Origin of the sequence: Streptosporangium sp. NPDC002544 (assembly GCF_040295965.1) — a bacterium.
GTDB lineage: Bacteria > Actinomycetota > Actinomycetes > Streptosporangiales > Streptosporangiaceae > Streptosporangium.
In genome coordinates, this window is record NZ_JBEOWJ010000002.1 from 384,717 (window position 1) to 406,419 (window position 21,703).

General features: G+C 70.7%; 18 protein-coding genes and 1 tRNA gene. 10 read left to right on the top strand and 9 right to left on the bottom strand.

The window, feature by feature from the left end; all coding sequences use genetic code 11:
• Window positions 1-165: 165 nt before the first annotated feature.
• Window positions 166-2,367 carry an accessory Sec system translocase SecA2 gene (gene secA2 / locus ABT061_RS04555; RefSeq protein WP_350912728.1) on the bottom strand — a complete coding sequence of 734 codons (2,202 nt, stop codon included), beginning with the start codon at window positions 2,365-2,367 and terminating at the stop codon, window positions 166-168.
• A 348-nt stretch (window positions 2,368-2,715) separates the two neighbouring features.
• Here secA2 and ABT061_RS04560 point away from each other — a divergent pair, with 348 nt between their 5' ends.
• On the top strand, window positions 2,716-3,507 hold the full coding sequence (locus tag ABT061_RS04560) for a class II aldolase/adducin family protein (protein ID WP_350912597.1): 792 nt from the start codon (window positions 2,716-2,718) through the stop codon (window positions 3,505-3,507).
• Window positions 3,508-3,573: 66 nt separating this feature from the next.
• Here the strand turns inward: ABT061_RS04560 and ABT061_RS04565 are convergent, their stop codons facing one another.
• Entirely contained in the window at window positions 3,574-4,536 is a 963-nt protein-coding gene (locus tag ABT061_RS04565; protein WP_350912599.1) for a DMT family transporter, read from the bottom strand.
• A gap of 330 nt (window positions 4,537-4,866) precedes the next feature.
• On the opposite strand from ABT061_RS04565, the gene ABT061_RS04570 reads away from it, so the two are divergent.
• The 3 genes from ABT061_RS04570 (at window position 4,867) to ABT061_RS04580 (ending at window position 8,468) form a co-directional block, all read left to right on the top strand.
• Complete coding sequence (locus tag ABT061_RS04570; protein WP_350912601.1) at window positions 4,867-6,936, top strand: prolyl oligopeptidase family serine peptidase; 2,070 nt, start codon at window positions 4,867-4,869, stop codon at window positions 6,934-6,936.
• Between the two features lie 121 nt (window positions 6,937-7,057).
• Complete coding sequence (locus ABT061_RS04575; protein ID WP_350912603.1) at window positions 7,058-7,423, top strand: VOC family protein; 366 nt, start codon at window positions 7,058-7,060, stop codon at window positions 7,421-7,423.
• Window positions 7,424-7,580: 157 nt separating this feature from the next.
• Window positions 7,581-8,468 (top strand): DMT family transporter, encoded by an 888-nt coding sequence (locus ABT061_RS04580; RefSeq protein WP_350912605.1) that lies wholly within the window; start codon window positions 7,581-7,583, stop codon window positions 8,466-8,468.
• A 15-nt stretch (window positions 8,469-8,483) separates the two neighbouring features.
• On the opposite strand, the gene ABT061_RS04585 is transcribed toward ABT061_RS04580, so the two are convergent.
• Window positions 8,484-9,647: an FAD-dependent oxidoreductase gene (locus tag ABT061_RS04585; protein WP_350912607.1), complete on the bottom strand. Its 1,164-nt coding sequence runs from the start codon at window positions 9,645-9,647 to the stop codon at window positions 8,484-8,486.
• Between the two features lie 73 nt (window positions 9,648-9,720).
• Here ABT061_RS04585 and ABT061_RS04590 point away from each other — a divergent pair, with 73 nt between their 5' ends.
• Window positions 9,721-10,299 carry a TetR/AcrR family transcriptional regulator gene (locus ABT061_RS04590; protein WP_350912609.1) on the top strand — a complete coding sequence of 193 codons (579 nt, stop codon included), beginning with the start codon at window positions 9,721-9,723 and terminating at the stop codon, window positions 10,297-10,299.
• A 101-nt stretch (window positions 10,300-10,400) separates the two neighbouring features.
• On the opposite strand, the gene ABT061_RS04595 is transcribed toward ABT061_RS04590, so the two are convergent.
• A complete protein-coding gene (locus ABT061_RS04595) occupies window positions 10,401-10,988 on the bottom strand; it encodes a GNAT family N-acetyltransferase (protein WP_350912612.1) in 588 nt (195 codons plus the stop codon).
• A 433-nt stretch (window positions 10,989-11,421) separates the two neighbouring features.
• On the opposite strand from ABT061_RS04595, the gene ABT061_RS04600 reads away from it, so the two are divergent.
• Both ABT061_RS04600 and ABT061_RS04605 read left to right on the top strand, forming a co-directional pair.
• A complete protein-coding gene (locus ABT061_RS04600) occupies window positions 11,422-12,597 on the top strand; it encodes an acyl-CoA dehydrogenase family protein (protein ID WP_502991349.1) in 1,176 nt (391 codons plus the stop codon).
• Window positions 12,598-12,625: 28 nt separating this feature from the next.
• Complete coding sequence (locus tag ABT061_RS04605; protein WP_350912614.1) at window positions 12,626-13,735, top strand: acyl-CoA dehydrogenase family protein; 1,110 nt, start codon at window positions 12,626-12,628, stop codon at window positions 13,733-13,735.
• Between the two features lie 60 nt (window positions 13,736-13,795).
• Here ABT061_RS04605 and ABT061_RS04610 read toward each other — a convergent pair whose 3' ends face one another.
• Window positions 13,796-14,398: a TetR/AcrR family transcriptional regulator gene (locus ABT061_RS04610; RefSeq protein WP_350912616.1), complete on the bottom strand. Its 603-nt coding sequence runs from the start codon at window positions 14,396-14,398 to the stop codon at window positions 13,796-13,798.
• A 152-nt stretch (window positions 14,399-14,550) separates the two neighbouring features.
• Between ABT061_RS04610 and ABT061_RS04615 the strand changes: the two genes are divergently transcribed.
• Complete coding sequence (locus tag ABT061_RS04615) at window positions 14,551-15,363, top strand: nuclease-related domain-containing protein (RefSeq protein WP_350912618.1); 813 nt, start codon at window positions 14,551-14,553, stop codon at window positions 15,361-15,363.
• A gap of 63 nt (window positions 15,364-15,426) precedes the next feature.
• Here the strand turns inward: ABT061_RS04615 and ABT061_RS04620 are convergent, their stop codons facing one another.
• Both ABT061_RS04620 and ABT061_RS04625 read right to left on the bottom strand, forming a co-directional pair.
• The gene (locus ABT061_RS04620; RefSeq protein ID WP_350912620.1) at window positions 15,427-16,779 is read right to left on the bottom strand and encodes a vWA domain-containing protein; all 1,353 of its coding nucleotides are present in this window, start codon (window positions 16,777-16,779) and stop codon (window positions 15,427-15,429) included.
• Window positions 16,780-16,819: 40 nt separating this feature from the next.
• Window positions 16,820-17,671 (bottom strand): AAA family ATPase, encoded by an 852-nt coding sequence (locus ABT061_RS04625; RefSeq protein WP_350912622.1) that lies wholly within the window; start codon window positions 17,669-17,671, stop codon window positions 16,820-16,822.
• A 101-nt stretch (window positions 17,672-17,772) separates the two neighbouring features.
• Here ABT061_RS04625 and ABT061_RS04630 point away from each other — a divergent pair.
• Window positions 17,773-17,846: transfer RNA gene (locus tag ABT061_RS04630), tRNA-Lys, on the top strand.
• A gap of 68 nt (window positions 17,847-17,914) precedes the next feature.
• Here ABT061_RS04630 and ABT061_RS04635 read toward each other — a convergent pair.
• Window positions 17,915-19,477, bottom strand: a complete 1,563-nt coding sequence (locus ABT061_RS04635; RefSeq protein ID WP_350912623.1) for a glycoside hydrolase family 10-like protein — start codon at window positions 19,475-19,477, stop codon at window positions 17,915-17,917.
• A 281-nt stretch (window positions 19,478-19,758) separates the two neighbouring features.
• Between ABT061_RS04635 and ABT061_RS04640 the strand changes: the two genes are divergently transcribed.
• The gene (locus tag ABT061_RS04640) at window positions 19,759-20,571 is read left to right on the top strand and encodes a DUF1684 domain-containing protein (protein ID WP_350912625.1); all 813 of its coding nucleotides are present in this window, start codon (window positions 19,759-19,761) and stop codon (window positions 20,569-20,571) included.
• 71 nt (window positions 20,572-20,642) lie between these two features.
• Here the strand turns inward: ABT061_RS04640 and ABT061_RS04645 are convergent, their stop codons facing one another.
• Window positions 20,643-21,593: a LysR family transcriptional regulator gene (locus tag ABT061_RS04645; protein ID WP_350912627.1), complete on the bottom strand. Its 951-nt coding sequence runs from the start codon at window positions 21,591-21,593 to the stop codon at window positions 20,643-20,645.
• Window positions 21,594-21,703 lie beyond the last annotated feature (110 nt).

Here is a 21,703-nt window from a genome sequence, read left to right on the forward strand (position 1 = left end):
AGGACGCGCCTCGGCCGAAACGATGACGGCCGTCCGCGAAGGGCTCGCCGACCTGGCGTCGGGACGCACCTTCTCCAAGGAGGAGGTGGAGGCCGGGCTTCGTCGGACCGGCCTCCTGGAACGGCCGGCCCGAGATGCGTCACATGGATGAGCTCGGCCGGGTGGTCAGCGGTGGCGGACCTTGGTGGTGAGGCGGTTGAGGATGCGGTCCCACTCGGTGCCGAAGGGGTTGTCCTGGACGAGGTAGGTCCAGGTGGCGGTGGGGCGCTTGAGGCCCGCGCCGTCGAGGTCGAGGCCGTCCGCGGTCACCGTGGCGGTCTCGAAGGTCTCGACCGAGCGTGACTCGATCTCGGCCAGCAGGCGCTGGTAGGCCGGGACCGCGTCCTTGTGGAACTCGTCGATCGGGTTGAGCCGCCCGAGAACCCGCAGGTGGATGCCCTCGCGCAGTTCCCCCAGGTAGGCCAGGTGGTCGGCCCAGCCGCGGTCGAGGTGGAACAGCACGATCTGGCGGGCGGCCTCGTGGAGCACCTCCTCGCCGACGCTCTCCTGTAGCTCCGACCATCGCTCGGGAGCGGCCGAGGCCAGGGCCTCGCCGGCCACCCGCTCGCGCAGGACCCGGTCGCGGCGCTCCAGCAACTGGCCGCGCTGGCGTTCGAGCAGCCGGGTGTAGCGCCAGGTGTTGCGGTGGATCTCCATGTTGACGCCCTCGGCGACCCGCTGGGCGTGGCCCACCAGGGAGTGCTCGGGCACGCCCTTGGCGTACTCGTCGGCGACGTAGTGGGCGATCAGCTCGTCCTCGCCGCTGACGTAGAAGACCGAGCCGCCGGGGTCGCCCTGACGGCCCGCGCGCCCGCGGAGCTGGTCGTCCAGGCGGCTGCTGGTGTGCCGGCCCGAGCCGATGACGTACAGGCCGCCGAGCTCGTCGACGCCCTCGCCGAGGCGGATGTCGGTGCCGCGCCCGGCCATCTGGGTGGAGACGGTGAGCGCGCCGCGCTCCCCGGCCCGGGAGATGATGGCCGCCTCCTCGGCGTCGTTCTTGGCGTTGAGGACCACGCACTCCAGCCCTCGGCCGCTCAGGGTCAGCGCCAGGCGCTCGGACTCGGCCACGTCCATGGTGCCGATCAGGATCGGCCGGCCGGTGGCGTGCACCTCGGCGATCTCCTCGACCAGCGCGAGGTCCTTCTCCATCCGGTACTCGAAGAGCCGGTCGGGCTCGTCGGTCCGCACGCACGGCCGGTTGGAGGAGACCACGGCCACCTTGAGGTCGTAGAACTCCCGCAGCTGGTCGCCGACCGCGACCGCGGTGCCGGTCATGCCGCACTTCTCCGGGTAGCGGGTGATCAGCGCCTGGACGGTGATCGAGTCGAGGATCTCGCCGGTCTCCGAGGGCGACAGCGCCTCCTTGGCCTCCACCGCCGCCTGCAGGCCGTCCGGCCAGCGCTGCAGCAGCGCCACCCGGCCCCGCGACGGGTTGATCAGGTGCACCTTGCCGTCCCGGACGATGTAGTCGACGTCCTTGGTCAGCAGGGCGTGCGCGTGCAGGGCGAGATTGACCTCCGTCAGCGTGGCGGGGGTGTCGTAGAGGTCGAGGTCGAGCGCCTGCTCGACGGTGTCGATGCCCTTGGTCGTCAGGTGGACGTTGCGCGCCTGATCGTCGAGCTCGTAGTGGTAGCCCTTGACCAGCTGCCTGACCAGCGCCGCCATCTCCGGCACCGCGTCACCGGGGTCGGCGGCCCCGGCCAGCACCAGCGGCACCCTGGCCTCGTCGACCAGCACGGAGTCGGCCTCGTCGACCACCGCCACGGCCGGCGCGGGAACGATCAGGTCCTCCACCCGGGTGCTCAGCCGGTCGCGCAGCACGTCGAAGCCGATCTCGCTGACCGAGCCGTACGTCACGTCCGCCGCGTACGCCGCCCTGCGCTCCTCGGGCGTGGAGCTCTGCCCGATCCAGCCGCAGGAGACGCCGAGCGCCTCGTACAGCGGGCCCATCCACTCGGCGTCACGCCGGGCCAGGTAGTCGTTGACCGAGATGACGTGGACCCGCTTGCCCTGCAGGGCGTATCCGGCGGCGGCCATCGCACCGGACAGGGTCTTGCCCTCGCCGGTCGCCATCTCCGCGACGTTTCCCGACAGCATCGCCAGCATGCCGACCAGCTGCACGTCGTACGGCCGCAGGTCGAGCGTGCGGCGCGCTGCCTCCCTGAGGATCGCGCAGAACTCCGCCAGGTCGTCGACCGAGGGCGTGGGCACCTCGTCGAGCGCGCGGATCCGCTCCTCGCGGGTCCCGGCATCCGCCACGACCCGCTCGAACTTCGACAGGTCGATGGTGCCGGGGCGTTCGAGGAAGCGCCTGAAGAGCTGAGTTATCGAGGCCACGTCTCCTCCAACGCCCGTTTACGGGCTCGCGTTCCGTCTCTTCGCACATTGTGGTGCAAAGATCGATTGTTCATGGATCGGAGCGGGTTCGCGAGGCCTCGGAAGCGGCAGGCGGCTCGCCGCGGACATCGGGCCGGTGGGACGCCGAGGCGCCAGGTCACCGGCCCAGCGGATGACGCAAGATACAGATTTATCGGCGGTTTGTTATGTCATAGCGTAATAAATCGGACTTATTCTCTGCCGGGGAGGCGTGGACATCCCCGATGATCGGCACGAAGGTTGTGAGACCGCCGAACGTACGACGACCACCGAACATACGATGACCGCCCTGGAGGCGCGATGAGCCTGTCCGACCTGCAGCCCGTTCCCACAGACCAGCTCGCCTTCCGGCTGCCGCAGAAGTTCGAGACCGTCGCCGAGGAGCGCCGCCACCGCCAGGAGCGGCTGACCGCCGCGCTGCGGCTGTTCGGCAGGTTCGGCTTCGAGGAGGGGGTGGCCGGACACATCACGGTCCGCGACCCCGAGCACCCGGACCACTTCTGGGTGAACCCGTTCGGCATGTCGTTCAAGCACATCAAGGTCAGCGATCTGATCCTGGTCAACCACGACGGCCAGGTGGTCGAGGGCCGCTACCACGTCAACCAGGCCGCGTTCGCGATCCACTCGATGGTCCACCAGGCCAGGCCGGACGTGGTCGCCGCCGCGCACAGCCACTCGGTGTACGGCAAGGCGCTGTCCTCGCTCGGCACGCTCGTGGAACCGCTCACCCAGGACGCCTGCGCGTTCTACGAGGACCACGGCCTGTTCGACGACTACACCGGCGTGGTGGTGGAGACCGAGGAGGGCCGCCGCATCGCGCAGGCCCTCGGCTCGCACAAGGCGGTCATCCTGCGCAACCACGGCCTGCTCACGGTCGGCGACAGCGTGGACGCCGCCGCCTGGTGGTTCATCACGATGGAGCGCTCGTGCCAGGCGCAGCTGCTGGCCAAGGCCGCGGGGCCCACCGTCCAGATCAGCCACGAGAACGCCAAGCTCACCCACGGCCAGATCGGCAACGACACGGTCGGCTGGATCAACTTCCAGCCGCTGCACGACCAGATCGTCGCCGCCGAACCCGACCTGTTCGACTGACGGCCCGCGAGCCGCACGCCCTCCTTCGTGGGGACGGTCGTGCGGCTCGCGGGGACCCCGTACGGCTCAGGTCGTGCCCCTCTCGCCTTCCCTCTCGCCCGCGGCGAGCAGGGCGACCGCGCCGAGCAGCAGGACACCGCCGCACGCCGCCGGCACGGTGAGCCGCTCGCCGAGCAGCAGGACGCCGAGGAGCGCCGCGCCGACCGGCTCCACCAGGGAGATCACCGAGGCCGTCGTGGCACGCACCGCGGCGAGACCGGTGAAGAAGAGGCCGTAGGCCAGCGCCGTCGGAACCGTGCCGAGAAAGGCGATGATCGCCCAGGAGGCGAGCGGGTCGCCGGAGGGCAGCAGGCCCTGGGCCAGCGCGACGGGCAGCAGGCAGAGCCCGCCGACGACGAAGCCGCCCATGGCGGTGCGGTACGGCTCGCCGGAGGAGGCCCGGTTGAGCAGGGTCACGCCCGCGTACCCGGCCGCCGACAGCAGCGCCCACCCGATGCCGGCCGCGGAGAAGGTCGCGGAGCCGTCGTCGAGGGTCAGCATCGCCAGACCGGTCAGGGCGATCGTGACCGCGCCCAGCCCGGCCGCGCCCAGCCGTTCCCCCAGGAGCAGCCGCCCGCCCGCGGCGACGAGGACGGGAGTGGCGCCTATGGTGACCACCGTCGCCACGGCCAGTCCCGATCCGGCGATCGCCGCGAAGTAGGCGGTCTGGTAGACGGCCATCGCCACGCCCGTGACCAGGATCCGCCCGAGGGTGGCCCCGCGCCGGGGCCTTCGGATGGTGAGTGGTCCGGCGGACCGGGTTCCGCCGAGGGCCGGGTCGTCTCCGGCGGGCCGGGTTTCCCCGAGGCCGAGGAGACGGCCGGCCAGCAGGAGCATGGCGGCTCCGGCGGCGAACCGCCAGAAGGAGACGGCGACGGGGCCGAGCCCGCCCGCCTGGTAGAGCAGCGCGCCCGCGGCACCGCCGGTGCCCCAGGCGGTCGCCGCGATGGACACGTACAGCAGGCCCCGCCGCACGGAGACATGCGTCATGAAGGTCTCTCCAGATGAGGTGATCGTCGTCAGGTCGCACGTATGCGGACGGCAAGCACCCACCGGACCGCTCGGGTCCGGTCGTCAGGAGAGAGGCCGCCCGCTAGCGGGCGGTCGGCGGGGCGGTGATCAGAAACACGGGCCCACCCTAGCCAGGCGTTCTGTAGATTCTCAATGCAGATTCTCAATGCGCATGCCCCGGCAGCCGGATGACCTGCCGCATGGGCGGCCGTTTCGCCGATGGGCATGGGCCCCTCTCACGACAACAAGCCGGTCGCACCGGCGGAGGATCACATGACGCAGAGACCGGTCCGGGGTCTGGGGATTCCCGTGACACGACGTGATCCGGACAGTGGCCACACGCTGCACGGCAGGTGGTTCGACGATCCCTACGCCTGGCTGGAGCGGCTCGACGACGCGGAGACCCAGGCGTGGATCGCGGCGCAGGAGGCCGTCACGCACTCCGTGCTGCGCGCGGAGCCCGGACGCGACTGGCTGCGGGCGGCGGTCTCCCGATCGGCGCGTCACGCGCGGCTGTCGCCGCCGACTCCCGCCGGGCCGCACGGACGCGAGTTCGTCTGGCGGGCGGACGCCGGCGACGAGAAGCTCTCCCTCATGCTTCGGCGCCGCGGGGGCGCACCGCTGGAGGCGGTGCTCGACCCCAACACCTGGCCGAGCGACGAGGCGCTGGTGTTCGCCGTGCCGTCGCCCGACGGCGCGCTGGTCGCGTTCGGGAAGGCCGTCGGCGGCACCCACGACGCGGTGATCCAGGTGCTCGACGTCGAGACGGGGCGGCTCCTTCCCGACCGGCCCCGCGGCACGGGCCACACGGCACCGGCCTGGCGGCCCGACGGGTCGGGGTTCTTCTACGCGGCCTGTCCCGAGCCGGGTGAGGTACCCGCGGGCGACGAGGCGCACTGGAACGCCGTCTACGAGCACCGGCTCGGGTCGGACGAGCCGGCCCGCCGGATCTTCGGCGACGACCAGGAGAAGGAGTACTGGTGCTCCGTCAAGGTCAGTGAGTGCGGGCGCTTCGCCGTGCTCCACAAGTGGGACTACGTACACGCCAACGTCGTCTACCTGCTGCGCCTCGCCGACGACGCGTTCCTGCCGGTCGCTCCCGTCATGCGCGCTCTCAACCAGGTGCAGGTGATCGGCGACTCCCTGCTCGTCCACACCGACCTTGACGCGCCGCGTGGCCGCCTCTGCGTCGCGTCGCTCACCGCCCCGACGGAGTGGCGGACGCTCATCCCGGAGAACTCGGACACGCTGCAGACGGTCGCGGGCGTCGGTGGCCGGCTCTACGCCGTCTACTCGCACGCGGCGTCGCACCGCGTGCGCATCCACGCCGAAGACGGCGCCTATCTGCGCGACCTGGTGCTGCCGGGGCTCGGCTCGGTGAATCGCAACGAGGGTGAGGGCATCGTCAGCGGTGTCGGCGGCTCCTGGAGCGGCGACGAGGTGTGGGTGAACTTCACCTCGTACGTGCAGCCGCCATCGGTCTACCGGTACGACTACGCGGCCGACCGCCTGTCGCCGTACCACGTGCCCGACGTCGGGCTGGACGCCTCCGAGTACGTGACGGACCAGGACTGGTACGAGTCGCCGGACGGTACCCGGGTGTCGATGTTCATCGTTCATCACCGGGATCTGCCTCGCGACGGTCACCGGCCCGTGCGGCTGAGCGGCTACGGCGGCTTCAACATCCCGCTGGAGCCGCGCTTCTCCGCGCTGAACGCCGCCTGGCTGAGACTGGGCGGCGTGCTCGCCTTCGCCAACGTGCGAGGCGGCGGCGAGTACGGCCGCGCCTGGCACGAGGGGGCGGTCAAGACGCGGCGGCAGAACGCCTTTGACGACTACATCGCGGCGGCGCGCCGGCTGGAGTCGGCGGGCTACACCACACCCTCCAGGCTCCTCTCGCGAGGCAACAGCAACGGCGGTCTGCTCGTCGCCGTCACCGCCATGCAGGCACCCGAGGCGTTCGGAGCCGTCTACTGCCGCGCGCCCGTCCTCGACATGCTGAACTTTCCGAGATTCGGCCACCTGAGCTCGGCGACCGTCGAGTACGGCTCGCCCGACGATCCCGTCGAGGGTGCCTATCTCGCCGGGTACTCGCCGTATCACAACGTCCGAGCCGATCGCCGCTATCCCGTGATGGCGTTCGTGTCGGCGTTGAACGATCGGGTCGCACCGCCGCACGATCCGCTCAAGATGGTCGCCATGCTCCAGTCCGAGGGCAAGGAAGGCGGCCCCTATCTCCTGCTGCCGCTCCGGGCCTCGGGACACGGCGGCGGCACCACGCTGACGGCGCTCGTCGAACAGGACGTCGACGAGCTGAGCTTCTGCTGCTGGGCGCTCGACGTCGCGGTGCCCGGTGCGACCTCGCGGGACGCGCGGTGAGTCGGAGCCGGACCGGGGACGCTCACTGTGGGGCGCGGAGAACGAGGGCCCGCGGGTTTTCGCCGGGAATCGATCGGTAAACCTGACAGCAGCTGACAGGTACGGGCGGGACGATCGTGCCATGACCATGACAGCGAAATTCCTCGCCGTGAACATAGACTGCGCCGAGCCCAGGCGACTGGCCGAGTTCTACGCGGCCGTCTTCGGCTACCAGGTGCAGTACGCGGAGGACACCTACGCCGGTATCGGCGACGGCACGATGACCGTCTACTTTCAGCAGAACCTCGACCGCAAGCCCGCCGCCTGGCCCGGCCCCGACAAGCAGTTCCACCTGGACGTCCGCGTCGCCGACGTGGAGACGGCGGTCCGGGACTACCTGGAGCTCGGGGCCACCAGGCCCGCCTTCCAGCCGGGCGAGGGAAAGTGGGTGGTGCTCGCCGACCCCGAGGGCCACCTGTTCTGTGTCTGCCCGATGGGCGACCAGTAGGTCGTCCCTGAAGCCCTCCGCTGTCGAACCCGGCGAGCGTGGGCGGTCATCGCACCGGGCGGCCCGTCGCCGGGTGGGATGAGAGGCGGCGCAAGTCTCTACCCGTTCGTCTCGCGCTCTAAGCTTGCGGGGTGACCCAAGAAGCGCTTCCTCCCAGATGCCCTGTTCGCTCCGCGGGGTGGCGATGACCTGGGTCGGGATATCGATCGCGTTGGTCGGCGCGCTGGGCTACGCCCTGGGGGCCGCGCTCCAGCAGTTCGAGGCGGTCTCCGAGGGCGCCTCGCTGAAGCTGATGAGGCGGCCCCGCTGGTGGATCGGCGGTGTCATCGGGTTCACCGGGGCGTCCCTGCACGCCGTCGCCCTCAGCTTCGCGCCGCTGATAGCTGTGCAGCCGATCAGCGTGGCGACACTGGTGTTCGCGGTGCCGCTGGCGGCGATACTGCACGGCAGACGCCCGCACCGGGCGGAGATCAGTGGTTCGATCGCGGTGGCCGTCGGGCTGCTCGGCCTGCTGCTGCTGGTTCCCGTGCACCCGGTGAAACCGCACATGACGAACCAGGAGGCGTTGGGCTTCCTCGGCTGCGTCGGGCTGGTCATCCTGGCGACCCATCTGCTGGGGCGGAAGATGGGCGGCTCGGCCAAGGCGCTCATGCTGTCGGTCGCCGCCGGAGCGATGACCGCCAGCGTCTCCACCTTCGTCCGGGTGGTGGGCGGCAACTTCGGCGGCGACTTCGGCACGCTGCTCAGCTGGTTCACGGTCGCCATCCCGGTGCTGCTCGTCTGCGCGGTCGTGTTGCTGCAGAAGACCTACGAGGTGGGTTACTTCGGCATCTCCTACGCGGCGGTGCAGGTGGTCGACCCGATCACCTCGATCCTCGCCGGTGTGCTCCTGCTCGACGAGGCGGTGCCCACCGGCTGGCTGAACGTGGTTCCCGCGCTCTTCGCGGGTGCGCTGGTCGTCTGGGGGACGATCGTCCTGGGGAAACTCTCCCCGGACCAAGGGGTTCCGGCCTCGGTGCGCGAGCAGGCGACGGTCTCGCCGTAGCCGTCCCGCGCCGGGTCACCGGGAGGGCGGTGTCCAGCCGAGCACCTCGTCCATCGCGCCGTTCACGCGCGAGGGGGCGAGCCGCCAGCTGAGCGCCGTCATCGTGTCGCGCAGCCGCACGGCCAGCGGGTTGCGCATCCGGGTGACGCGGCAGATCGCGGCGGACCGGGCCACGATCCCGGAGGTGCGCTCCAGCCGGGCGGCGGTGTAGCCGGCCAGCACGTCGTCCCCGTCAAAGGACACGGCGCCCGTGCCGTCGCCGACCACGTGGGCCAGCACCACCGCGTCCTCGATCGCCTGGCAGGCACCCTGGCCCAGGTTGGGGGTCATGGCGTGCGCGGCGTCGCCCAACAGTGCGACCCTGCCGCGGTGCATGGCGGGCAGCGGGGTGGTGAGGTGGTGGACGTCGTTCCGCAGCACCCGCTCCGGCGTGGCGGCGGCGAGCAGCTCCGGGATCGGGGAGTGCCAGTCTCCGAACAACCGGCGCAGCTCGGCCGGCTGGTCCCCGCCGCCACCGCCCGCGGGGACGGTGTCGGTGGCGTAGCAGTAGGTCGTGTCCCCGGCCAGCGGCATGACCCCGAAGACCTTTCCGCGCCCCCAGCTCTCGTAGGCCTGGCCGGGTACGCCCGCGGCGGGGACGAGCAGCCGCCAGGCGGTGACGCCCGAGTAGCTCGGGGCGGGGTGGGCCGGAAACAGCGTGGACCTGACGGGGGAGTGGATGCCGTCGGCTCCGACCACCAGGTCCGCCTCCGTCCGCCCGCCGGCGAAGGTCACCAGGCCGCTGTCCGGGTCGATCCGGGTGACCTCGGTGTTCAGCCGGACCGTACCGGTTTCGAGGCGCGAGGAGAGCGCGTCGACCAGATCCGCGCGGCGCAGCAGCACCACGGAGTCGCCGCCGTTGCGCGCGGAGGCGGCCTCCGCGCTGGTCCTCACCATCCACCTGCCGTCGGAGCGCCGGAGGCCGCCCGTGCCCTGGATCGCCGACAGCCGGCGAATCTCGTCGCCGGCCCCGATCGTGTCGAGCGCCCTGAGCGCGTTGGCGGCCACGGCCAGGCCGGAGCCGACCGGCTCCAGGGACGCGGCCCGCTCGAAGACCGTGACCTGCCAGCCCCGCCGCTGTAACGCCACCGCCGCCGTCAGCCCGCCGATGCCCGCTCCGATGACCGCCGCGTGTGCCATGACCCTCTCCTTTACTACGGATGTAGTGGAACTTACTACGCCCGTAGTTAAACTACAAATGTAGTATTCGAGGGTGAAGTCCCAGCGAGCCGAGCTCATCGCCGACACCGCCATCGACCTGCTCGTGGAGCGGGGGATGCGCGGCCTGACCCACCGGGCCGTGGACGAGGCGGCGGGGCTACCGCCGGGGTCCACCTCCAACCTGGCCCGCACCCGGTCCGCGCTGCTGGAGCTGGCCCTCGACCGGCTCACCCGGCTGGAGTCCGCCATGTTCGCGCCGATCCTCGGCGAACCGGGGCTGGACGCGGTCGACGTGCTCACCGAGATGACGGCACAGCTGCTCTGGTCGCAGTTGACCGTCGGCCGCCGCCGGACGGTCGCCCGCTACGAGCTGGCCCTTGAGGCCACCCGCCGTCCCGAGCTGCGCACCATCTATGACAGGGCGGGCGAGCGCTTCCGTGACCCCGCCGTCGCGATCCTCGCCGCCGCGGGGTCGCCCGACCCGGTACGGCACGGGCGCCAGCTCGTCGCCTTCGGCGAGGGCGTCATGTTCGACGCCATCGTCGGCGCCGGAGCCGAACCGACCCTGGACGACCTCCGCCTGGGGGTCGGGGAACTCCTGCGCGGCATGCTCGGACGGGAAGGCCCGTAGGGCTCGGCCGAAGCGTCGCGGAAACCGGAGAGGTCCGGGGTCCGAAAGGTTCGAGGGTCAGGGGAAGTTCGGAAGACCGGATGGGCCGGTTCGAGAGGCGTTCAGCGGGCCGGGCCGGTGAGGCGGGCGCGGTGGGCGGGCCACTCGTCGTCCAGGATGCTGAAATAGACGGTGTCGCGCCAGGTGCCGTCGGCGCGGCGGCGCTGGCGGCGCAGGGTGCCCTCATGAACGCCGCCGATGCGCCTGATCGCGTTCTGCGAGCGGATGTTCAGGTTGTCGGTCTTGAGCTGCACCCGGTTCACGCCCAGCTTGTCGAAGGCGTGGTCGATCAGCAGGATCTTGCACGCGGTGTTCACCGCGGAGCGCCACACGGTTCTGCCGTACCAGGTCCAGCCGATCTCGATGCTGTCGGCGTACCCGGGCGTGTCGATGTAGGTGGTCCAGCCGACCGCCCGGCCGGTCTCCCTCGGCACCACCGCGAACGGCACGTAGTTCGGTGCCCCGACCAGCCGCGCCGCGATCCGGGCCAGCTCGGCCTCGGTGCGCGGGGTGGGGGCGGGCATCCAGCGCCACACCTCGTCGTCGCCGCCACCGGCCAGGAACAGGTCGGGGATGTGGTCGCCGGTCAGCGGTTCCAGCCGTACGGTGTCGTCTTCGAGGGTGAGGGGAGCGGGCATCTGCGCGGTCATGGAAGGGACTTTAAGGCTCCGGGTGGACCTGTCCGAAGGTCCACTCGGCGGCTCTTCCCGGGGACCACTCGGGGGTCCCGTCACGTCCCGCCACCTCCCGTCGCGGAACGGGGATCCCGTGAATTTCGGCATTGCCGGGTGTGTCGACAGGCGTACCGTCTGGTCGGTACACTCTCGAAAGACCGTGAGGAGATCCCATGGATTTCGCGTTCCACGCCGGGACCGAGCAGTCGCGGGGGCGGCCGCTCGACGTCATGGACGAGTTCGCCCATCCGGTGCTCGCGGCCCGGGTCGCCGGGCGCTGAGGATCTTTTGAGAAGCACATGACCTGACCTCGCCGTTCTCCCTCCCGCGTGCCGGGACTGCGGGCGGTGCCAGGGGGCCCGGGGTCACCGGGCACCCGAATCGATGAAGATCGACGAAGGGAGCGTTCGTGGCGCTGGACGAAGAGGCGGTCAGGGAGCGCGCTGTCGCGTTCCTGGCCGCGCACGACCCCGCGGGGGATCGGCTGGAGTTCCTGCGGGCCAGGTTCGACGCCGGGCTGGCCTGGGTGCACTTCCCCGAGGGGCTCGGCGGGCTCGGGGCCGCCCGCGAACTGCAGCACGTGGTGGAGCACGAGCTCGCGGGGACGCCGCAGATCAACCCCGGGCTGCAGACGATCGGGCTGGGGATGGCCGCGCCCACGATCCTGGCGTTCGGCACCGACGAGCAGCGCAGCCGGTTCCTGCGCCCGCTGTGGACGGGCGAGGAGATCTGGTGCCAGCTCTTCAGCGAGCCCGGCGCCGGCTCCGACCTGGCCACGCTCGGCACCCGCGCGGTCAGGGACGGGGACGAGTGGGTCGTCGACGGGCAGAAGGTGTGGACCTCCGGTGCCCACCACTCCCGGTGGGCGATCCTGGTCGCCAGGACCGACGTGGACCTGCCCAAGCACCGGGGGCTCACCTACTTCGTGTGCGACATGCACGCCCCCGGGGTCGAAGTCAGGCCGCTGCGGCAGATCACCGGCGAGGCCGAGTTCAACGAGGTCTTCCTCACCGGGGTACGGCTCGGCGACGACCTGCGGCTGGGAGAGATCGGCGACGGCTGGCGGGTCGCGCAGACCACGCTCATGAACGAGCGGGTCGCCATCGGCGGCGCGCCGGTCAAACGGGGCGGCGGCATGGTCGGCCTGGTCGCCGAAGCCTGGCGCACCCGGCCCGAGCTGCGCACCCACGACCTGCACCAGCGGCTGCTGCGCCTGTGGGTGGAGGCGGAGGTGACCCGCCTGGCCGGGACGCGGCTGCGCGAGCAGCTGTCCGCCGGGCAGCCGGGCCCCGAGGGTTCCGGTATGAAGCTCGCCTTCGCCTCGCTCAACCAGGCCCTGTCCGGGCTGGAGGTCGAGCTGCGCGGCGAGGAGGGCCTGGCCTACGACGACTGGACCTTCCGCCGCTCCGAAGGCGTCGACTTCGTCGGCCGGGGTTCCGGATACCGCTACCTGCGCGCCAAGGGAAACTCCATCGAGGGCGGCACCTCGGAGATCCTGCGCAACATCGTCGCCGAGCGCGTGCTCGGCCTGCCCTCGGAACCCCGCGTCGACAAGGACGTGCCCTGGAAGGACCTGCCCCGATGACGTACGACGCGAAAGTGGTGAGCGACCGGTGACACTGCTCTACACCGAGGTCGAGGAGGAGCTCCGCGCCTCCGTACGGGGCCTCCTCGCGGACCGCTGCCCGGCCGACGCCGTGCTGAAGCGGGTCGAGTCCGAGGCGCCGTACGACATGGACCTGTGGAAGACGCTGTCGCGGGAGATCGGGGTGGCGGGCCTGCTCGTGCCGGAGAACTACGGCGGGGCGGGGGCGTCGGCGCGCGAGGTCGCGGTGGTGCTGGAGGAGCTGGGGCGGGCGGTGGCGCCGCTGCCGTTCTTCACCAGCTCGGTGCTCGCCACGAAGGCCCTGCTGAACGTCGGCGAGGAGGACCTGATCCAGGAGCTCGCCTCGGGCGAGACGACGGCGGCACTGGCGGTGTCGCTGGCGGCCTCGCCGTACCGGCCGCTGCCGGAGACCGTCACCGTCACGGACGAGGGGCTCCTGAACGGGGAGGTCAGGGCGGTGGCCGGCGCGGACGTGGCGGACGTGCTGCTGGTGCCCGTCGGAACGGCGCTCTACCAGGTGGAGGCGGAGAACGTCAGGGTCGACGTGCTGCCCTCGCTGGACCTGACCCGGCCGATCGCCACCGTCACGTTCTCGGACACCCCCGGGCTGGCGCTCGGCAGGCTCGACGTGCGGAGCGTGCTGAGCTTCGGCGCGGGGCTGCTCGCCTCCGAGCAGCTGGGTGTCGCCGAGTGGTGCCTGGGCACGACGCTCGCCTACATCAAGGAGCGTCACCAGTTCGCCCGCCCGGTGGGGTCCTTCCAGGCGATCAAGCACCGGATGGCCGATCTGTGGCTGGACGTGGTGCGTGCCCGCGCCGCCGCGAGGAACGCCGCGGACCTGCTGGCCACGGCCTCGCACCCGCTCTCGCCTCTCGACGGTGTGGAGGCGGCCGGTGAGCGCGAGCTGGCGGCGGCGGTGGCCAAGTCGTGGTGTTCCGAGGTGGCGCTGCACGTCGCCGAGGAGAGCGTCCAGTTGCACGGCGGGATCGGGATGACCTGGGAGCACCCGGTGCACCTGTATCTCAAGCGCGCCAAGGCGACCGAGATCGCACTCGGCACCCCCGGCGCCCACCGGGAGGCCGTGGCGGCTCTCGCGGACCTGCCCGCCCCCGCCTGACCTTCTCCCCGCTCGCGGGCCTGCCCCGCCCGGCCCGCGAGCGGGTGTGAACTGGAAGGCTTACTTGGTAAAGGGGGCCTGCTCCGGGCGAAGCGAGGTGAGGAGCAGGTCGGCGAAGTGCGCCCCCAGTTCCGCGCCCGAGAGCGGGCCCTCCGCGTTGTACCAGGTGCCCAGGTGGTGCACGGAGCCGAAGAAGAAGTCGACGACGATGTCGGCGGGCACGTCCTTCCTGAAGGTGCCCTCCTGCTGGCCCTCGATGACCAGGTCGCGGAAGCGCTCGTGGTAGCGGCGCCGCTCGGCGCGGACGACCTTGCGGATGTCGGGCGTGAGCAGGTGCATCGACCGGAAGAAGATCTTGGAGTCGTCCAGGTTCTCCACGGTGGTCGCCACGACGTCCGCGGCGGCGGTGTGCAGGCGCTCGGCCACCGGCCCTGAGCTCTCGGCGAAGTGGGTCAGCCGCTCCATCTGCATGCGCAGCACCCGGCCGTAGATCTCGCGGAGCAGGTCGTCCTTGGAATCGAAGTAGTGGTACATGGCGCCCTTGGTGACACCGGCCGCCGAGACGATTCCCTGCACCGACGTGCCCTCGAAGCCCCGCTCGGCGAAGAGGCGGGTGGCCTCGCTGAGCAGGCGCTGCCGTACCGGCTCCTGGTCCTGAGTCATGCGCGTCCCCCATGGTGTGGTGAGGGAAAGCGTACCGACTGGTTGGTCAAGCAGGCGGCCGATTGACGGAGACGTGTTACTTGCGTCACCTTCGCGATTGGACGATAGCTGGAGCCCCAAATTGGGTATTTCATAGTCCAAGGATCTTCAGTGTGGCAGGTCCCCCCACTTTCTTTCACGACCGCATCGAGCCATGGGGGTTCGTCATGCCCGGCGGATCTATCTACGTGACGCCAGTCGACCAGGTTCACGGCCTGTCGCCCCAGGTCATGTACGAGCAGTTCTGGCTCAAGGAGGTCGCCCATCGCAGGAAGATGCGCGGGGTCAAGGCGGCGGTCGGCCTGGTGGTGGGCGTCGCGCTGGCCTACCGGTTCAACCTGTCCCCGCCGATCCTCGGGCTGCTGTGCGGCCTGCTCGTCGGTGCCGCGGACGCGTTCTGGACCTGGCGCGAGTACGACGCCACCGCCGTCTGGCGAGGCAAGCGCAGGGGCGAGACCATCACCGGCAGGCTGCTCCGCCGCAGGCTGCGCAGGGCCGGCTACCACGTCCTCGACGGCCGGGCCATCCCGGGCAAGGCCTCGATCGACCACCTCGTCATCGGTCCCGGCGGCATCTGGGTGGTCGACAACGAGGCCTGGCACCCGGAGACCGAGATCGCCCGGTACGGCGACCGGCTGTTCCTCGGCGAGAAGTACGGCACGAAAACGGCGAAGGCGCTCGTCGAGGTCTCCGAGTCACTGGCCGAGGTGCTCTCCCGCGAGACGGGCATCCCGGTCACCATCGAGCCGTTGCTCGCCGTGCACGGCGGGCAGCTCAGGCGGTCGGTCACCGCGGAGGGGCTCACCCTCCTCAAGCCCCGCCTGGTCGCGCGCTGGATCAAGAACGGTCCGCGGGCGGACTTCGACGACGCCCAGGTGGAGGTGCTCGCCAGGACCGCGGCCCGGGTGCTGCGCCGGATGAGCTGACCGTACGAGCCACCGCGCCCGGAGAACCGGTGAACGCGAACGCCGTCGCCGGGTGGAATCCGCTCAGGCGAGTTCCTCGATGAAGGCCGCCAGCTGCGCGACGTTCCGGCACTCGTACATGGGCACGATCCCCCCGTACGCCGTCGCCACCGAGTCGCCGGTGTCCCACTGGGCGGTCGGCTCCGGGTTGAGCCAGTAGCTGTGCCGGGCGTCCTTGGTCAGCCGCCTCAGCGTCTCCAGCGCGGGCGGCTGGTAGTTGGACCGGGCGTCGCCCAGGATCAGCAGTGACGTCTTCGGTCCGATGGCGTCGCCGTACCGCTCGGCGAACGTCTCCAGCGCGTGGCCGTAGTTGGTCCGGCCGAACCGCACCATGTCGGCCTCCCTCACCAGCCGGGTCATCGCCTCCGCCACGTCGGCGCCGGGCACGAAGAACCGGGTGATCTCGTCCACCGTGTCCACGAACCCGAACGCGCGGACCTTGGTGAACTGTTCGCGCAGCGCGTAGGTCAGCAGCAGGGTGAAGTGGGCGAAGGCGGCGACCGAGTCGCTGGTGTCGCAGAGCACGACCAGTTCGGGCTTGTGCGGGCGGCGCGGCCTGTTGAAGGTGGTCAGCGGCACCCCGCCGCTGGACAGCGAGGCCCGTACGGTCCTGCGGAAGTCGAGGCGGCCGCGGTGGCCGAGCCGGTGCTTGACGGTCAGCCTGGCGGCGAGGCGCCGGGCGAGCGGGTGCACCTCCCTGCGGAGCCTGGCCAGGTCGGCCTTGGTGATCCGCAGGAAGTCGAGCTGCTCCAGCGGCGGGCGTACCGAGGATCGGGCGATCCGCTCGATTCCGGAGTCCTCGGCGATCCGGCGGCGCACGTCGCGGGAGACGGCGTCCTCGAAGCGCCTGGTGTTCTCGCCGATCCGCTGCCGGGCGACCTTCTCGGCCAGCCCGCCGCGCTCCTGACCGGCGAGGACCTCGGCGAGCAGGCGCGCCATGAGCGTCTCAGGGGAGAGCGCCCGCATCACCGAGTAGGAGAACCAGTTCTGCCTGCCGGGACTCGCCACCTGGCGGCCGAAGCGCTCCACCATCGCCCGCGCGAACTCGTTCATCCCCTCGGCGCCCAGCAACAGCTCGGCCAGCCTGTCGCGCAGCTCGGGGAGTTCGGCGGTCTCCAGGTCCGGTTCGGCCTCGTGCGAGGGCCGCAGGCCGGTCGTGGAGGAGGGGAACCACAGGTCGAACAGCGTGTCGAAGCCCGGCCGGTGCGAGGGCCGCTTGACCAGCGTCGCGGCGTACGCGGCCCGCAGCGACTCCCGCTCGGTCAGGTCGATCACCTCCAGTGCCCTGGCCGCGTCCAGCCCCTCGGCCAGCGACACCGGCAGCCCCGCCTCGCGTAGCGCGTGCACGAACCCCACGTGCCGGTCGAGCAGGCTCACCTGCCGCCTCCCGCCCCGTGGGCCGCGCGCTCCGCGCCGGTCACAGGGCCAGCTCCTTGCGTGCCCGGGTCTGGTCGGAGGCGTGCTTGAGCACGACGCCGAGGGTGGCCCCGATCGCCGCCTCGTCCAGCTCGGTCCTGCCCAGCGCGATCAGGGTGTTGGCCCAGTCGATCGTCTCGGCGATCGAGGGCGCCTTCTTCAGCTCCAGGGCGCGCATGGTGGCCACCGTACGGGCGAGTTGCTCGGCCAGGGCGGTCGTGATCGTGGGCACCTGGGCCAGCACGATGTCGCGCTCGCGCTCCGGCGTCGGGTATTCCAGGTGCAGGTAGAGGCAGCGCCGCTTCAGCGCCTCGGAGAGCTCGCGGGTCGCGTTGGAGGTCAGCACCACGTAGGGCCTGCGTACGGCGGTGATCGTGCCGAGCTCGGGGATGGTGACCTGGTAGTCGGACAGGATCTCCAGCAGCAGCCCCTCCACCTCGACGTCCGCCTTGTCGGTCTCGTCGATCAGCAGGACCGTGGGCGTCCGGGAGCGGATCGCCGCGAGCAGTGGCCGCTCCAGCAGGAACTCCTCGGTGAAGATGTCGTCGTGGGTGGCGTCCCAGCTCTCGTCCTGTCCGGCCTGGATGCGCAGCAGCTGCTTCTTGTAGTTCCACTCGTACAGCGCCCTGGCCTCGTCCAGCCCCTCGTAGCACTGCAACCTGACCAGTTCCGCCCCGGTCGCCGCCGCCACGGCCTTGGCGAGCTGGGTCTTGCCCACACCGGCCGGCCCCTCGGCGAGGAGTGGTTTGCCGAGCGCTCCCGCCAGGAAGACCGAGGTCGCGATGGAGTCGTCGGAGAGGTAGTCGACGGCGCTGAGCCGCTCGCTGGCATCGGCGGGCGAGGCGAACCACATGTGTGCTCCCAGTACAGGACCGAATGTTGTTCTAGCTTAGCCGCTGATCGTCGCGGATTTCGAAGCCCTGCCCGATGTGCGCTATCCTTCAAGAGCTTCAAGCGCCGCTAGCTCAGTTGGTTAGAGCAGCTGACTCTTAATCAGCGGGTCCGGGGTTCGAGTCCCTGGCGGCGCACTTGCGGGAAAGCCCAGATCGGCATCGCCGATCTGGGCTTTCTTCTTTTGAATCCTCGGTGACCCGGGTCAGCGGACCCGGCGGCCGTGGCTGGGCTCGCTCTGGCGGTTCGCCCGGTCCACGGCCGTCACGTGGTAGTGCGCGCCGCCGGCTCCCTCGGGGTCCACCCAGCGCACGTCGCGGCCCGCGGGGATGACCGCGACCAGGTTGCGGGCGTCGGTGAAGTCACCGGGACCGGCCTGCCGGTCGAACCTGAAGACCGCGAACTGGAACGGGACGTCCCTTCCGGGGGCGACGATGTGCAACTCGGCGCCACCGGCCACCTTGTGCGCGGTGGCCAGGACCGGGCGGCGCGGTGGCCGGCCGCCCGCGAGGCGCGGCAGCAGCGGGGCGAGGGCCGGGCGGGTGTAGTGGTCGGTCACGGCGGTGCTGACGCTGCCCAGCCGGTCCTCACGTACATCGCCGGAGTTGTACCAGATGTCGCCGCCGACCTGGGGGTTGTCCCGGTTGAGAGTGAGGTGCCGGGAAAGCTCGTCCGGCTGGAACCACTGGGCGGGCTGCCCGGCGGCACCGGCCTTGTAGGCGGCCTGGCCGATCCAGAGCTGGACGTCGGTGCCCGCCGCCACGCCGGACCACCAGGGGATCAGCTTGGCGTAGTCGGCGTTCGACTGGCCGATGTACCAGTAGATCTGCGGTGCGATGTAGTCCAGCCAGCCCTTCCTGACCCAGCCCCGGGTGTCGGCGTGCAGGTTGTCGTACGACTGGCTGCCGGCGGTGTCCGAGCCGAGGGGGTCGGTGGACCTGTTCCGCCAGATGCCCGAGGGGCTGATGCCCCAGGCGACCTCCGGCTTGGCCTGCCGTACCCGCTGCTGCATCTCCCGGACGAGCAGGTCCACGTTGTCGCGCCGCCAGGAGGCGAGATCGGGGAAGCCCGCGCCGTAGCGCGCGAAGGCCGCGGCGTCGTCGAAGGCCGTGGTGTTGACCGGGTAGAAGTAGTCGTCGAAGTGCAGGCCGTCGATGTCGTACCTGGTGACCGCGTCCATCATCGCGTCCTGCACGAACGCCCGCACCGCGGGGATGCCCGGGTTGTAGTACAGCTTGCCGCCGTAGGAGACGATCCAGTCCGGATTCCTGCGGCCCGGGTGCTCGGGGTGCAGTTTGGCCGGGTCCGGCTGCATCGACACGCGGTACGGATTGAACCAGGCGTGGAAGGCCAGGCCGCGCCGGTGCGTCTCCTCGACCAAGAAGGCCAGCGGGTCGTAGCCCGGGTCCTGGCCCTGAACGCCGGTCAGGTACTCCGACCACGGTTCGTGCGGCGAGGGCCAGAAGGCATCGGCGGTCGGCCGGATCTGGACGAAGACCGAGTTGAGCCGACGGGTCCGCGCGAGGTCCAGCCAGGCCAGGTACTCGGCCTGCTGCGCCTCGACGGTCAGGCCGGGCTTCGACGGCCAGTTGATGTTGAGCACCGAGGCGATCCACATCCCGCGCATCTGCCGTAGCGGCGGGACGTGACCGTCGGCGTTGCCGGCGGCGAAGGCGGGCGTCGAGGTGAGGGCCGACAGGGGGAGAGTCGTCGCGCCCGCGGCCAGGGCCAGGCCGCGCAGGACGGAACGTCGGGTGGGTGTGCTCATGCGGACCTCCGGGGGGCTGAAGAAGAAGGCGCCGAGCGTGACATTGGCAGAAACTTACTTTCAAATCAATGACAATGAAGGAAAATATCGTTGAGATGCGATCCGCTCCAAGGCGTTCGGGCGGGCGGCCCGGTGGAGGCCACGGCGCGCCGAGGGGTCGGGTGGATCGGTGGTGATCCGGTGGCGGGTGCGTGTCGGTCGCCTGAAGATGGGCACTGGACATAAACCCATATAAGAGGTAGGGATAGTATGAAAAATTCCATGACATTCGAGGAGCAGCCATGGCAGCCAAAGTGATCGACGCGACCGCGTACGTCCAGGAATGGCAGGACTGGCACCACCGGCACGAGGTGGTGCTGGCCGATCCCCACGGGTTCCTCGCCGTCACGAACCTGCACTGGCTGACCTCTGAACCGCAGCGCCTGCCGGATGCTCCGGGGGAATGGTCGACCGGCGGCGAGGGCGTCGTGGTGACCCTCGGAGACGCGGAGGAACTGGTGGTGGACGGCACGCCGGTGCGTGGCCGGTACGTGTTCGGCCTCATTCCCGAACGCGGCGCGATCAATGCCACCTGGGGTGACGCGGTGATCGAGGTGGCCAGGCGGGGCGGGCATGACATCGTCAGGCCGAGACACCCGGACCACCCGCTGCGTGTCGCGTTCGCCGGCACGCCGACCTTCCCGCCGGACCCGCGCTGGCTGGTCGCCGGCCGCTACGTGCCGTTCGACGAGCCCCGGCCGACGGACGTCGGGGCGGCGGTGGAGGGGCTGCGGCACGTCTACGACGCGCCGGGGCGGGTCGAGTTCGAGCTCGACGGGCAGACGCTGAGCCTGACGGTGTTCAACGGCCACGCGCCGGGCAGCCTGATCGCCCTGTTCACCGACGCGACCTCCGGCGTGACCACCTACGCCGCCAACCGCGTCCTGCAACTGGGGGTGCCCGACGCCGGCAACCAGGTGACCGTGGACTTCAACCGGGCCACGAACCTGCCGTGCGCCTACACCGACTTCGCCACCTGCCCGCTGCCGCCGGCGGAGAACCGACTGCCGGTCGCGATCGAGGCGGGCGAGAAGATCCCCTACGAGCGCGGCTGACGTCGGATGAGCACGCCCGTGATCTCGCTCATCCGTTCCCCTGGGGGAGAGTATCGGCCGGTTCAACGGGATCACGGCCAAAGGTCCGCCGGGTGGCGGGCGCGCCAGGCGGTGTAGTGCGGCTGACTTTCGAGGGATTCGCGGTGGGCCTCGGTGGCGAGGCGCGTCAGCTCCTCGGCCCGGTGGGCGAGGGCGCCGTCGCGGCGCCAGGCCGCCAGGTGCCTGATCCACACCGGTGATCCGGCGAGCGGGCGGACCACGAGCCCAGGTCCTGCGGGGAAGCTGGCCTGGCAGGGCGAGATCGCATGCTTCTCGGCGATGAGATTACGGATCATCATCGGCTCGATCATGATGTACGGCATCTTCGGGACGAAGCCCTCGTTCTGGCAGGCGGTCACGAAACACTCCGGCCAGCCGACGCCGTCCGGCGGCGAGAGCACCCAGTCGTCGCCCGCCAGCTCCGCCAGCGGCACCTCCTCCAGCACCGCGAGGGGATGGGACTCGGCCATCGCCACGAAGACGGGTTCCACGGCGATGGGACGCACGCCCACCGAGGGTGGGATGACCAGCTCGTGGCCGGGGTAGTCGATGAGGGTCGCGGCGTCCAGCCGCCGGGAGGTCAGCAGATCCAGCAGCAGGCGGGGCGAGTGCTCGGTGTGCACGGTGATCGAGGCCCCCGGGACCTCGAACAGCCGCCGCAGCAGGCCGCTGAACAGGGGGTTGGCGTAGCCGCCGATGCGGGCGACGCTCGTCTGGCCGCTGGGCGGCAGGGCGCCTGTCATCAGCTCGTCCACGGTGTGCAGCGCGGACCTGGCCCGGGTGAGCACGAACTGGCCGAACGGGGTCGGTGTCACGCCCAACCGGCTGCGCCGGAAGACCTGGCCGCCGAGCGTGGACTCGATCCGGTGCAGCTGGGCGGTCAGGGCGGGCTGGGAGACGCCCAGGGAGGCCGCCGCCTTGCTGAGACTCCCCGCGCCGGCGATGGTGCATAACGCTCGAAGGTGCCGTAGCTCCAGCTGCATGGGCCAAATATAGTGCGGCATAACGCTGGATTTATATGTCTCTGGGATAAGACGCGGTTCCCTCGTTCGGCGCACAGTTGACGATGATCCCTACTTCCGAAGGAACCCCT

Coding starts and splice junctions, on each gene's coding strand:
- ABT061_RS04625 (WP_350912622.1), bottom strand. CDS start 17,671: ATGTGGTTCGCCTCGCCCGCCGATGCCAGCGAGCGGCTCAGCGCCGTC.
- ABT061_RS04585 (WP_350912607.1), bottom strand. CDS start 9,647: ATGGCACACGCGGCGGTCATCGGAGCGGGCATCGGCGGGCTGACGGCG.
- ABT061_RS04575 (WP_350912603.1), top strand. CDS start 7,058: ATGACCATGACAGCGAAATTCCTCGCCGTGAACATAGACTGCGCCGAG.
- ABT061_RS04610 (WP_350912616.1), bottom strand. CDS start 14,398: ATGACTCAGGACCAGGAGCCGGTACGGCAGCGCCTGCTCAGCGAGGCC.
- ABT061_RS04645 (WP_350912627.1), bottom strand. CDS start 21,593: ATGCAGCTGGAGCTACGGCACCTTCGAGCGTTATGCACCATCGCCGGC.
- ABT061_RS04580 (WP_350912605.1), top strand. CDS start 7,581: ATGCCCTGTTCGCTCCGCGGGGTGGCGATGACCTGGGTCGGGATATCG.
- ABT061_RS04595 (WP_350912612.1), bottom strand. CDS start 10,988: ATGACCGCGCAGATGCCCGCTCCCCTCACCCTCGAAGACGACACCGTA.
- ABT061_RS04640 (WP_350912625.1), top strand. CDS start 19,759: ATGGCAGCCAAAGTGATCGACGCGACCGCGTACGTCCAGGAATGGCAG.
- ABT061_RS04560 (WP_350912597.1), top strand. CDS start 2,716: ATGAGCCTGTCCGACCTGCAGCCCGTTCCCACAGACCAGCTCGCCTTC.
- ABT061_RS04635 (WP_350912623.1), bottom strand. CDS start 19,477: ATGAGCACACCCACCCGACGTTCCGTCCTGCGCGGCCTGGCCCTGGCC.
- ABT061_RS04565 (WP_350912599.1), bottom strand. CDS start 4,536: ATGACGCATGTCTCCGTGCGGCGGGGCCTGCTGTACGTGTCCATCGCG.